Source organism: Pseudomonas fluorescens, from assembly GCF_902497855.1.
GTDB classification, from domain to species: domain Bacteria; phylum Pseudomonadota; class Gammaproteobacteria; order Pseudomonadales; family Pseudomonadaceae; genus Aquipseudomonas; species Aquipseudomonas fluorescens_BI.
In genome coordinates, this window is the sequence record NZ_CABVHU010000015.1 from 1 (window position 1) to 12,667 (window position 12,667).

Sequence of the window (12,667 nt, forward strand, 5' to 3'; positions counted from 1 at the left end):
AGTGAAACGATGCATCGCCGATGGTAGTGTGGGGTTTCCCCATGTGAGAGTAGGTCATCGTCAAGATTAAATTCCGAAACCCCTATCTGCGTATGCAGGTAGGGGTTTTGTTTTTGCCTGGAATAAAGCGAAATCCTGTAGGAGCGAGCTTGCTCGCGATGGTCGCCAACGATGACGCTGGCCTCCTGATGCCCCGCGGTGTCCTGAAGTTCTTCGCGAGCAAGCTCGCTCCTACACACACACACATCGCGTTCGCATCAGTGAAACTTCGGCAGCACGTACTCAGCGATCTCTTCGATAACCTCGGCCACCGGTCGTTCGCTGCGACGCACATGCAAGCCAACATGCTGCACCCCCGCCTCACGCAAAGCCTGAAGCTCATCAATCAGGGCCAGCCGCCCACAGCAGCCACCGAACCGCACACGGCGCATCGGCGCATGGGGATTGGCCGCCAGATCCAGGTGCACGAAGCTGATGTAGGGCTTGTCTGCGCCGACCTCCCGCCACAGACCTGCTCGACGACGATGTTCCTCCGGCGTGCCAGGGTAAGCCAGCCAACCATCCATGTGGTGGCCAATCCAGGCCGGCGATTGTTGACCCAGACCGGCTACCAGCAACGGCACCGGCTGATCCCGTTCGGGAAGCAACCGGGCACCTTCAGGCAATCGCCCTTCACCTTGACTGCGCAACAACTCGACAGTCTCGCGAAAAATCTCTCCCCGCTGTTCATAGTCCACCCCAAACAACGGATATTCCATCGGCCGGTCACCACTGGCCACACCCAGCAGCAAGCGCCCTTCACTCAATTCATCGACACTGTTGGCGGACTTGAGCGTGAGCCAGGGCTGACGCAGTGGCAGCACCACCGCGGCCGTGCCCAGCATGATGTTATCGGTGATCCCCGCCAGGTAGCCCAAGTAGGAAAAGGTTTCGAACACCTGTGCGGCATCGCCGAAGTTGGGGTCGTAAACCGGCACGTCACGCACCCACAGGGCGCGGAAACCCGACTGGTCAGCCAGGCGTGCCATGGTCGCGTGCTGCTTCAGGTCGGGAACACCAAACGGCCTGTTCTCGGCGATTCGCAGTCGCTGCCCATCGCTGGACCAATCATTATCCAGCGGCAACTCCAGCCCGATGGAAAAGCCATTCGAGCCAAGTAATCGTTTAAAACGTGGGTGCATGAAAGACTCCGGATTGCACAAAGGGAATGACATGCACCCAGTATCTACAGGCGCTGCAGCCAGAAAAATGCATGAATCGGAATATCAATCTTGAGTGAAAGGCACGAGTGCGCCGCAAACTGCAGGTCAATGACCGCCCTTGGAGCAAATCGCACTAAAGTGACCCCGCGGTTTTTGGTATGGTGCAGCTCGTTTTTTAAAGGACTGATTTCAAGCCTGAGGAAGGGGCCCCCTTTAAAGTCAAAGAGCTGCTGCACAAATGCCCGAACCGATAACGATCAAGGACCATGAACAAGAGACGCGCCTGGTCAACAAACGACTGATGGCCTGCGCCTTGTTCGTTGCCGCGATTACCTGCGCCCTGGTCGTGCGCCTGTATGTCCTGCAGGTACTCGAATTCGACTATAACTCGACGATCTCCGAAAACAACCGCGTGCACGTACTGCCGATCACCCCCTCCAGAGGGCTGATCTACGACCGCAACGGCGTGGTCCTGGCCGACAACCGCCCCAGCTTCAACCTCACCATCACTCGCGAACGCGCCTCCGATATCAAAGGGGAGCTGGACGAAGTGGTCGACCTCCTGCATTTGCCCACCGAAGCCCGCACCCTGTTCGACAAGGCCATGAAGCAGGCCCGCCATCCGTTCGTCCCCGTCACGCTGTTCTACGAACTCAGCGAAGAACAGATCGCGGTATTGGCCGTGAACGAGTTCCGTCTGCCAGGGATCGACGTCGAGCCGCAGTTCGTTCGTCACTACCCGATGGGCGCGCACTTCGCCCATTCGATCGGCTACGTCGGCCGTATCAACGAGAAAGAATCCAAAGTCCTGGACTCGGTGGAATACCGTGGCACCCAATCCATCGGCAAGACTGGCATAGAGAAATTCTACGAGGCGCAATTGCACGGCCACGTCGGTTACGAAGAAGTCGAAACCAACGCCCAGGGCCGGGTGCTGCGCGTGCTCAAGCACACCGATCCGATCCCCGGCAAAAACATCGTCCTGAGCCTGGATGTAAAACTGCAGGAAGCCGCCGAGGCGGCGTTGGGTGATCGGCGCGGTTCAGTGGTCGCGCTCGACCCGTCGACCGGCGACGTGTTGGCCATGGTCAGCAAGCCAAGCTTCGACCCGAACCTGTTCGTGACGGGCATCAGCTTCAAGGAATACGCGGCGCTGCACGATTCCATCGACCGGCCGCTGTTCAACCGCGTGCTGCGCGGCCTCTATGCCCCCGGCTCGACCATCAAGCCGGAAGTGGCGATCGCCGGTCTCGACGCCGGCGTGGTCACCCCGCAAACCCGTGTCTACGATCCGGGTTATTACCAGCTGCCGGACTTCGATCACAAATACCGCAACTGGAACCACAGCGGCGATGGCTGGGTGGACATGGACGCGGCGATCATGCGCTCCAACGACACCTACTTCTACGACCTGGCCCACAAGCTGGGCATCGACCGCCTGCACGACTACATGGCGATGTTCGGCCTCGGCGAGAAGGTCTCGCTGGACATGTTCGAAGAGTCTGCCGGGCTGATGCCGTCCCAGGCCTGGAAGCGCGCCACGCGCCGCCAGCCGTGGTTCCCCGGTGAAACGGTGATCCTCGGCATCGGCCAGGGCTACATGCAGGTCACGCCGCTGCAACTGGCCCAGGCCACTGCGTTGATCGCCAACAAGGGCGTCTGGAACCGGCCGCACCTGGCCATGACGGTGGATGGCATCGCCCCGGTGGATGAGCATCCGATGCCGAACATCCTGCTCAAGGACCCCCGTGACTGGGAGCAGGTCAACCACGGCATGCAGATGGTGATGCACGACGCGCGCGGGATTGCCCGGGCGGCGGCGGCGGGCGCGCAATACCGCATCGCCGGCAAGAGCGGGACCGCGCAGGTGGTGGCGATCAAGCAGGGCGAGCGCTACAACCGTGCGAAAACCCTGGAGCGTAACCGTGATAACGCCTTGTTCGTCGGCTTCGCGCCGGCAGAGCATCCGAAGATCGTCATCTCGGTGATGATCGAGAACGGCGAGGCCGGTGGTCGTGTCGCCGGTCCCGTGGTGCGGCAGATCATGGACGCCTGGCTGCTCGATCAGGACGGCCACCTGAAGCCGCAGTACGCCACGCCGAGCAAAAAGCCAGGCGACCCGCACGTCTGAATGATCGAGGTTTCACAGCACAGGCTCACCAATGCTGAGCCGGTGCTGGAAGCTGTCGAGGAACACGGTTTCGGCCTGGCTCATCTTCTGCTCGCGATTCCACAACAGCTGGATATCGAAATCCACCACCCCGTCTTCCGGCGGCAAACGCCAGAGCAAACCTTGCTCGACATCCCGCCGCACCAAGTGTGTCGGCAGACAACCAATGCCAAAACCTGCGCAGATCAAGCGATAAATCTCTTCGAAACTCGTCGATGAAGCAACGATCTTGCCGGTGAACCCTTGCTGGTCGCGAAACAATGTCAACGGCGACAGATTGCCGCCGAGCTGATCGCTGGTGAAGCTCACGAAGTTCTCCGCCGCGAGCTGTTCCAGGGTCAGGTTCTCTTGTCCGAACAGTCGATGACGCTGGCCGCAAAAGTACGCATACGTCTCACGAAACAGGACTCGCTGCTCCAGCCGCGGTTGCGGTAAGCGGCACAGGCCAACGCCGATCGTCGCGGTCTTTTGCAGCAGTGAACTGATGATGTTCGAGCTGCCCATCACCTCCACTTCAAACTCGATTTTCGGGTGGGTTTCATGGAAATCGGCGAGGAAGTCATCGTAGTGCCGTGCCTGCACGCCACTGACGGTGAGGATGCGAATCTTGCCTACCAGATCGTCATGGCGACTCTCCACCACTGTGCCCAGTCGCGAAATATCTCCGTAAATATCTGCCGCGATACGCAGGACTTCTTCCCCGGTTTCCGTCAGATCGAACCGCCGCCCGCTGCGGGCAATCAATACACATTCGAGCTGTTCTTCCAGTCGTTTCAGTGCCTGGCTGACCGCCGATTGAGTGATGTGCAATCGCGCGGCGGCCCGGCTCATGCTGCCTTCCTGGCCGATCACCAGGTAGGTGCGCAACAGGTTCCAGTCGAGGCGGTCATTGAGAAAACGACGGCCGACCCACGGGTTAGTGGAAGACATAAGGATTCCAAGTAGTAGCAGTACTAATAGTAAAGATAAGAATATGAAAATTGACTAATCCTGGCACGAAAGCGATAAAGGCCACAAGCGCCACAGAGTGCAACCGTAAACCAGCCTTCAGTACCTGCCCAAAACTATAAATACACAGGGTCCTTGCATGCACACTACCCCTCAACCGCGTCGAGCCGCGGCCGCCGCCTTCATTGGCACGACCATCGAGTTCTACGATTTCTACATTTACGCCACCGCGGCGGCGCTGGTACTCGGGCAGGTGTTCTTTCCCAGCAGCGACCCGGTGATGAGCACGCTGGCAGCCTTTGGCAGTTTCGCCGTCGGCTTCATCGCCCGGCCCATGGCCGGCATGGTCTTCGGCCACCTGGGCGATCGCCTGGGTCGCAAGAAAATGTTGCTGGTGACCATGGCCCTGATGGGCGTGGCCACCGCCGGCATCGGCCTGTTGCCCAGCTACGCCAGCGTCGGCATCTGGGCGCCGATCGGCCTGATCGTGCTGCGCCTGATCCAGGGCATTTCGGTCGGTGGCGAGTGGGGCGGGGCAGTGCTGATGGCCAGCGAACACGCACCGGCCAGGCGCAAAACCTTCTATGCGTCCTTTGCCCAGCTCGGCAGCCCGGCTGGTTTGTTGCTGGCCTTGATCGCCTTTCGTCTGGTGACGTCGCTGGAGCCGGAAGACTTCCTCGCCTGGGGCTGGCGCCTGCCGTTTCTCGCCAGCGGCGTGCTGATGATGGTCGGCCTGATGATCCGTTCCGGGGTTCACGAATCGCCGGAATTCGCCAAGGCGCGGGACAACAACGAGACCGCCAAGTACCCGGTGAGGGATGTGATCCGCACCTGCTGGCGGCAAATCCTGTTTGCTGCCGCTGCCGTGACCATAGGCTCGGCCGGCTTCTTCTTCACCAACACCTTCATGATCACCTACGTCACCCAGTACCAGGGTATTGCCCGTTCGACGATTCTCGATTGCCTGTTCCTGGTAACCGTCATTCAACTGCTTTCGCAACCGCTCTCGGCGCTGCTCGCCGAGCGCATCGGCGAAGGCCGATTCCTCAAGCTCGTAGCGCTGCTGTGCATGGTCACGCCCTATCCGATGTTCCTGCTGGTCGGTACGCAGAACATTGTCCTGATGACCCTCGGCATCGCCCTGGCGGTGGTGATTCTGTCGGCGCTGTACGCGGTGATCGCCGGCTACATGACCCAGGCGTTCCCGGTGCACCTGCGCTACTCGGGCATTTCCATCGCTTACCAGCTCAGCTGTGCGCTGGCCGGCGGCACCACGCCGCTGATCGGCACGCTGCTGGCGAGCAAGTTTTCCGGACAATGGTTGCCGTTGGCGGTGTTCTTCACCTTGCTCTCGGCCCTGTCCCTGATCGGTGTTTGCGGCCTGGCCCGCCTGCGTGCCAACCCGGTCGTCACCCACGCTGCTAAAGAGGTGTATTCGTGAGTAAACCTGAACACATCGGCCCGATTGAATGGCAAGCCCGTTGCGAACTGGCGGCGCTGTATCGCCTGGTCGCGCACTTTCGCATGACCGACCTGATCGACACCCACATCACCCTGCGCATTCCGGGGCCGGAGCATCACTTTCTGATCAACCGCTACGGGGTGATTTTCGACCGTATGCGTGCCTCGGACCTGGTGCGCATCGATCAGGACGGTCGGGTGGTCGACCCGTACTACGAAGGCCACCGGGTCAACGCCGCCGGGTTCGTCATTCACTCGGCGATCCACATGGCCCGCGCGGATCTCAACTGCGTGATCCATACTCACACGGCCGCCGGCATGGCCGTCGCCGCGCAGAAGCAAGGGCTGCTGCCGATCAGTCAGCATGCATTGAAGTTCTACGGCAAGCTGGCGTATCACACCTATGAAGGTATCGCGTTGTCGCTGGATGAGCGCGAGCGCCTGATTGCCGACCTGGGGCCGCACCGGGCGATGATCCTGCGCAATCATGGGCTGTTGGTCGGTGGTTCCGGCGTGGCCCAGGCGTTCCAGGAGATTCACTTTCTGGAACGTGCCTGTCAGGCGCAAGTGGCGGCCCTGTCCGGTGGTTCGGCGTTGCATTACCCGTCCCCTGAAGTTTGCGCACACACCGCCGAACAGTTTGACCGCGATGAGCAGGACAACATCATCGACCTGGCCTGGGAGGCCGCCCTGACCCTGATCGAATCCCAGCGCGAGTCCTACTTATCGTGAAAACCGTCATCAACACCGTGGTTCTGCTGTCCCGCGACAGTCTTCTACTCAAGCAATTGCAGGCTGCATTTGCTCGCAGTGCGCCGCAACTCAAAGCAGTCCTGGCCGATGATCCGCAGGCTGCCAACGCGCAGATTGCCGCATGCTGGTTTCCCTTGCCAGGCAGCCTCGCCGCGTTGCCGAACCTGCAAGTGATTCATTCGGTGGCGGCGGGCATCGATCACCTGGATCACGACCCGTCGTGCCCGGACTTGCCGATCTGCCGAGTGGTCGATCCCGGCCACCGCCAAGGTATGACGGAGTACGTACGCTGGGCGGCGATTCACTATCACCGCGGCTTCGATCAGGTGCTGTTGCAGCAACAGCACCAGCGTTGGGAGCGGCCGCTGCAACGGGCGGCGGGGCAGTTCAAGGTCGGGGTGATGGGGCTTGGGTCGTTGGGCAGCGCCATTGCCCAGGACCTGGCCGCCGCCGGTTACGACGTTCGTGGCTGGGCGCGCCGCAGCAAGGACTTGCCGGGCGTGCAGACCTTTGCCGGTAAAGAACACCTCAACCCGTTTCTCGATGGCCTGGAGCTGCTGATCAACCTGCTACCCCTTACCAGTGAAACCCGCGGCATACTCGGCAATGCCACGTTCGAACGGCTCGCCAACGGCGCTGCGCTAGTCAACTGCGGCCGGGGCGGGCACCTGAACATCGATGACCTCGAACATGCACTCGAACGGGGAAAACTGCGCGGCGCTCTATTGGATGTTTTCGAACAGGAACCGTTGCCGGTCGATCACCGCCTCTGGACGATGCCCGGCGTCACTATCACTCCGCACATGGCGTCCGCGGCCTCCCATGACTGTATCGCCGAACAAGTTGCAGAGAATTTTCGCCGTTTAAATAGCGGTGAGCCGTTATTGAATTGTGCGGACCGAACACTCGGTTATTAATAAGAAACCGCCTTGCGAACTCGCCCATTGAGTTGGGCGCTATATAACAACAATCCCTCGCTTCGATGTTTTACTGCCAGTTAAAACAATTAAATACGAGTTCTTGATGAACTCCTGGAGACAGTAATGAGCGAACTATCGCCTGTAGAAAAGTCCGGCGCACCTCCGGAAGTTGCAGTCAGCATGAAGAAAGTGGCCGTGGCCAGTGTCATCGGCACCACTGTGGAATGGTACGACCTGTTTGTTTTCGCTACGGCTTCGGCGCTGGTGTTCAACAAAGTGTTCTTTCCGGATTTCGATCCGTTGATCGGCACCTTACTGGCGTTCGGTACGTTTGCTTCGGCCTACCTGGCCCGGATTGTCGGCGCGGCACTGTTCGGTCATTTCGGTGACCGCTTGGGACGCAAGTCGATGTTGCTGGTTTCACTGTTGACCATGGGCGCCGCGACGTTCGCCATCGGGTTATTGCCGAACTACGCGGCCATTGGTATCTGGGCGCCGATCCTGTTGTTGCTGCTGAGGGTGATTCAAGGCCTGGCGTTAGGTGGCGAGTGGGGCGGTGCGGTGCTGATGGCGGTGGAACACGCTCCCGCCAACAAGCGCGGCTTGTACGGCTCGTGGGTACAGATCGGCGTCCCGGCCGGGACCATGATTGCCAACCTGGCCTTCCTGCTGATTGCCGCGTGGCTGTCCCCTGAAGACCTGTTGGCTTGGGGCTGGCGTATTCCGTTCCTGGCCAGCGTGCTGCTGATCGCCGTGGGCTTGTACATTCGCTTGAACATCTCTGAAACCCCGGCCTTCAACAAGGTCAAGGAAGCCGAGGTGCAGGTAAAAATGCCGCTGGCGGAAGTGTTTCGCAAGTACTGGAAACAAGTGGTGCTGGGCGGGATCGCCACCATGTCCACCGGGGCGTCGTTCAACATCATCGTCGCCTTCGGCCTGACGTACGGCACGCAGAATCTCGGGTTCAGCCGCAGCGTGATGCTCGGCGTGGTGTTGCTGTCCTGCGCCTGGTGCATCGTCATGTTGCCGGTGTTCGGCGCGCTGTCGGACCGTTACGGACGCAAGCCGATCATCGTTGCCGGCATCGTGGCCGAAGCGTTGGTGGTGTTCCCGATGTTCTGGTTGATGGATACCAAAGAGTTGCCCTGTGTGATCTTCGGCTACCTGCTGTTGATGACGGCCTTCGCGGCCAATTACGGGCCGATCGCGACCTTCCTTGCCGAACTGTTCGGAACACGTGTGCGTTATTCGGGACTGTCCATCAGCTACATGTTGTCCGGCCTGCTCGGCAGTGCGGCGACGCCCATCGTCACCACCGCCTTGCTGGCGGCGACCGGCAAAGGCTCTTCGGTGGCCTGGTACATGATCGGCGCTGCGTTCATTTCGTTGGTGGCGCTGTTGCTGCTGACCGAAACCTTCAAGCGAGACATCAGTGAAATCCCGGCGGCGGTTCCCGTCGACGAGCCCGCGTTTGGCAAGCCTGTCAAATCGGCCGCCGCCTGATCAATGGAGCACAACGACATGCACAGAATCCAGTCAGCCCCGGGCTTCATCGGCCCGGTCGGCCCTTACTCCCAGGCGGTGGTCAGCGGCCACCTGGTGTTCACCGCCGGGCAGATTCCGGCCCAGAGCGGGCTCGATGACCAGCCCGCCGAATTCACCGAACAAGTGCGGCAAACCTTGCACAATCTGCAGGCGATCCTGATTGAAGCCGGGTCCGACTTCAGCCATGTGATCAAGGTCAATGCCTACCTCACCGATCCGGCACAACTGGAGCCGTTCAACGCGGTGTACCGCGAGTTCCTTGGCCATGCGCCGCCGGCACGCACCACGGTGTGCGTGGCGCTCTGGGGCGTGTCGCTGGAAATCGATTGTGTCGCCGAATTGATAGCCAGGGAGCCGCAACATGGATGAGTCGCAACTGATCGAACGGCTCAAGACGGTGAGCTTTCCGACCCTCGGACATTTCCTCGAGGAGGGCTTTGCCGACTCGCAACTGCGGGCCATGGTGCCCCATGTGAAAGTGGTCGGCCGCGCGCTGACCTTGAAATTGGTGGGCGCCGATGCCATCGCGGTCAACCGGGCCCTGGCGCTGATCCGGCCCGGTGACGTGCTGGTGATCGACACCGGTGGCGACTGGCAACACGCCCCGGTCGGCGCCGTCACCAGTTGCGCGGCGAGTTGCGCCGGGGCCGTGGGAATAGTGGTCGACGGCGCAGTGACCGACCTGTTGGAGTTGCGAGAAGGCGGGTTACCCGTTTTCGCTCGCGGCACCAGCCTGCTGACCACCAAGCTGCATGGTCGGGGCGACAGCCAGATCAATCAGCCGATCCAGTGTGCCGGCGTCACGGTGCATCCCGGGGACCTGGTGCTGGCGGACGACAACGGCGTGCTGTTTCTCGACTGGCCAACGGCGGCCGGCGTCATCGAACAGGCGTTGGCGTCCGATCAAGCCGAGCCGCGCCTGTTGGAGCGGTTGCACGCCGGTGAACCGGTGTCGCAGGTGTTGCGGGTCTAGGGGGCGTTTCCCCTCCGCGCCGGGTCTGCTGTTGTGCAGGGCAAGGCGCGAGAAGCGTGGTTTGGTCATTCCAAAAAAGCTTCGAGCAACGCAGCCCTGCACAACAGCAGGCCCGGCCCTTCGGGTTGTGCCTTAAAGCGGGCCAGGCTGCGTTGCAGGCCTTGGAAAGGGAACAACCATTCCCAGCGGCCTGCGCCTTGCCTGGCCCGCTTTAAGGCGACAACGCGGTGGGTAAACTAATTGAGAACGCCCCCTAGGTCGTCAGGCAGCGTTGCAGGCTCTCGAGAAAGATCGTCTCGGCCCGGCTCATGCGCTGCTCGCGGTTCCACAGCAGATGAATGTCCACATCGGCAATCCCTTCACGGGGCGGCAGGCGCCAGAGCAATCCGGCTTCGACGTCCGCCGCCACCACGTGCTCGGGCAGGCAGCCAATCCCGAACCCGGCGATCACCAGGCGCCGGACCTCTTCCAGGCTCTGTGACGAGGCGACGATCCGTCCGCTGAAACCCTGCTGATCACGGAAAATCGTCAGTGGCGAGAGCATGCCGCCGATCTGGTCGCTGGTGAAGCTGACAAAATTCTCCCGCTGCAAATCCCCTTCGACCACGTTCTGCCGGCCGAACATTGCATGGTGCTTGCCGCAGAAAAACGCGTAGCGCTGCCGCAGGAACAGCCGTTGTTCCAGGCGCGGTTGCGGGCGACGGTTGAGGCTCAGGCCGAGGGTCGCGGTCTTTTCCTGCAAGGCACTGACGATGTCGGAACTGCGCATCACGTCGACTTCCAGATCCACTCGCGGGTGCTGGCGGTGGAAGTCCGCGAGGAAGTCATCGAAGCGCTCGGAGAAGATCCGGCTGATGATCAGCAGGCGCACCTTGCCGATCACTTCGTCGGCCGGCTGCTCCAGCACACTGCTGACCTGGGACATCTGCCCGTAGATTTCCCCGGCCAGTTCGAAGATCTGCTCGCCGACTTCGGTCAGGGCAAACCGTGGCCCGCGACGGGCGATCAGTTGTCGGCCCAGTTGCTCCTCCAGACGCTTCAATGCCTGGCTCACCGCCGGCTGGGTCAGGTGCAGGCGGGCGGCGGCACGGCTGATGCTCAGCTCCTGGCCGATCACCCGAAAAGTGCGCAGCAGGTTCCAGTCCAGACGGTCATTGAGCAGGCGTTGCACATCGCGTTCGGCCATGGAGGCTCTCGATTATAAGCTGTCGTAATACTTCGCATAATAAATAGAAAATTGACTAATCATAGCCCCGGGACGATAAATCACTCCAGACAGGCGCCGTCAGAGCACCTTGATTTTGCTGTTTCACTCCTGCCAAAAAAATAACCAAAGGAGACCGACCCATGAAGCCCCAAGCTTCTCCTCAGCCGCGCCGTGCGGCAGCCGCAGCCTTTATCGGTACCATGATCGAGTGGTACGACTTCTACATTTACGCCACCGCCGCCGCGCTGGTGTTCGGCGCGCTGTTCTTCCCCTCCGAGGACAAGCTGTTCAGCACCATGGCCGCCTTTGGCACCTTCGCCGTCGGCTTCTTCGCGCGACCATTGGGCGGGATTATCTTCGGCCATATCGGCGACCGCATCGGCCGCAAGAAATCGCTGATCATCACCTTGCTGATGATGGGCGTGGTCACGGTGTGCATCGGCTTGCTGCCGACCTACGCGCAAATCGGCGCGGCGGCACCGGTGCTCCTGATTCTGCTGCGCATCGTCCAGGGCATCGCCGTCGGTGGCGAGTGGGGCGGGGCGGTGTTGATGGCCGGCGAGCATGCACCGAAAGGTCGTCGCAACTTCTTCGCCTCTTTTGCCCAACTCGGCAGCCCGGCCGGTTTGATCCTGTCATTGCTGGCCTTCAGCGCCGTCACCCGACTGCCGGAAGAAGAGCTGATGAGCTGGGGCTGGCGCTTGCCGTTCCTCGCCAGTTCGCTGTTGCTGCTGGTGGGCCTGGCGATTCGCCTGGGCGTGAATGAATCGCCGGAGTTTCTCGCCAGCCGCGAACTGGCCCGCAAAAGCACGCGCAAGGAGCAGGCGCCGGTCATGGAAGTCCTGCGTACCGCGTGGCGTCCGCTGTTGTTGTGCATCGGCGCCAACACCCTGGGCATCGCCGGGGTGTATTTCACCAACACCTTCATGATCGCCTACACCACCCAACAGCTTGAGTTGCCGCGCTCGCTGATCCTCGAGTGCCTGTTCGTGGTGGCGATCATTCAGTTCTGCATTCAGCCGCTGGCGGCCTGGGTGGCCGAGAAAATGGGCGCGACGCGTTTCCTGTGCCTGGTGTCATTGCTGGCCATGGCCTCGCCGTACCCGATGTTCGTGCTGGTCAGCTCGGCCCAGGCGCCGCTGATGATCCTCGGCATTGCCCTGGCGGTAGTGTGCATGGCCTCGTTCTACGCGGTGATCGCCGGCTATGTCAGTGGCATGTTCGAGACCCGGGTGCGTTACACCGCGATCTCGCTGGCCTATCAGGTTTGCGGTGCCCTGGCGGGTGGCCTGACGCCGCTGATCGGCACGATGCTGGCGCACAAATTCGCCGGTCAATGGTGGCCGATGGCGGTGTTCTACAGCCTGATCGCCGCGACGTCGCTGATCTGTGTCTTGTCCCTTGCCCGTCGCCATGCCAGTGCTGAACGCATCGAGCTGGCCAACGCCTGACGCCGATCAATCACGAACAACCACCCCCCCTGTAGGA

The 12,667-nt window shown here is 61.1% G+C and carries 11 protein-coding genes; 8 read left to right on the forward strand and 3 right to left on the reverse strand.

The features are described 5' to 3' along the window. Window positions 1–257 precede the first annotated feature (257 nt). Complete coding sequence (locus F8N96_RS25765; protein WP_150800205.1) at window positions 258–1,181, reverse strand: TIGR03571 family LLM class oxidoreductase; 924 nt, start codon at window positions 1,179–1,181, stop codon at window positions 258–260. Window positions 1,182–1,440: 259 nt separating this feature from the next. Between F8N96_RS25765 and mrdA the strand changes: the two genes are divergently transcribed. Then, window positions 1,441–3,333 (forward strand): penicillin-binding protein 2, encoded by a 1,893-nt coding sequence (gene mrdA / locus F8N96_RS25770; protein ID WP_150800206.1) that lies wholly within the window; start codon window positions 1,441–1,443, stop codon window positions 3,331–3,333. Window positions 3,334–3,345: 12 nt separating this feature from the next. Here mrdA and F8N96_RS25775 read toward each other — a convergent pair whose 3' ends face one another. Continuing rightward, a complete protein-coding gene (locus tag F8N96_RS25775) occupies window positions 3,346–4,302 on the reverse strand; it encodes a LysR family transcriptional regulator (protein ID WP_150800207.1) in 957 nt (318 codons plus the stop codon). 157 nt (window positions 4,303–4,459) lie between these two features. Between F8N96_RS25775 and F8N96_RS25780 the strand changes: the two genes are divergently transcribed. The 6 genes from F8N96_RS25780 to F8N96_RS25805 all read left to right on the forward strand — a co-directional run bounded on the left by F8N96_RS25780 (window position 4,460) and on the right by F8N96_RS25805 (window position 9,972). Continuing rightward, window positions 4,460–5,761, forward strand: a complete 1,302-nt coding sequence (locus F8N96_RS25780) for an MFS transporter (protein WP_150800208.1) — start codon at window positions 4,460–4,462, stop codon at window positions 5,759–5,761. After that, window positions 5,758–6,513 (forward strand): class II aldolase/adducin family protein, encoded by a 756-nt coding sequence (locus F8N96_RS25785; protein ID WP_150800209.1) that lies wholly within the window; start codon window positions 5,758–5,760, stop codon window positions 6,511–6,513. The genes F8N96_RS25780 and F8N96_RS25785 overlap by 4 nt, the downstream gene beginning before the upstream one ends. Next, window positions 6,510–7,451, forward strand: a complete 942-nt coding sequence (locus F8N96_RS25790) for a 2-hydroxyacid dehydrogenase (RefSeq protein WP_191635387.1) — start codon at window positions 6,510–6,512, stop codon at window positions 7,449–7,451. The genes F8N96_RS25785 and F8N96_RS25790 overlap by 4 nt, the downstream gene beginning before the upstream one ends. Window positions 7,452–7,577: 126 nt before the next feature. Beyond that, a complete protein-coding gene (locus tag F8N96_RS25795) occupies window positions 7,578–8,957 on the forward strand; it encodes an MFS transporter (protein WP_150800210.1) in 1,380 nt (459 codons plus the stop codon). Between the two features lie 18 nt (window positions 8,958–8,975). Beyond that, window positions 8,976–9,368 (forward strand): RidA family protein, encoded by a 393-nt coding sequence (locus F8N96_RS25800; RefSeq protein WP_150800211.1) that lies wholly within the window; start codon window positions 8,976–8,978, stop codon window positions 9,366–9,368. Beyond that, complete coding sequence (locus tag F8N96_RS25805) at window positions 9,361–9,972, forward strand: RraA family protein (RefSeq protein WP_150800212.1); 612 nt, start codon at window positions 9,361–9,363, stop codon at window positions 9,970–9,972. Before F8N96_RS25800 ends, F8N96_RS25805 begins: the two co-directional genes overlap by 8 nt. Window positions 9,973–10,225: 253 nt before the next feature. Here the strand turns inward: F8N96_RS25805 and F8N96_RS25810 are convergent, their stop codons facing one another. Then, the gene (locus F8N96_RS25810; protein WP_128869907.1) at window positions 10,226–11,158 is read right to left on the reverse strand and encodes a LysR family transcriptional regulator; all 933 of its coding nucleotides are present in this window, start codon (window positions 11,156–11,158) and stop codon (window positions 10,226–10,228) included. Between the two features lie 161 nt (window positions 11,159–11,319). Between F8N96_RS25810 and F8N96_RS25815 the strand changes: the two genes are divergently transcribed. After that, window positions 11,320–12,630, forward strand: coding sequence for an MFS transporter (locus F8N96_RS25815; RefSeq protein ID WP_150800213.1), 1,311 nt, complete (start codon window positions 11,320–11,322; stop codon window positions 12,628–12,630). Window positions 12,631–12,667 lie beyond the last annotated feature (37 nt).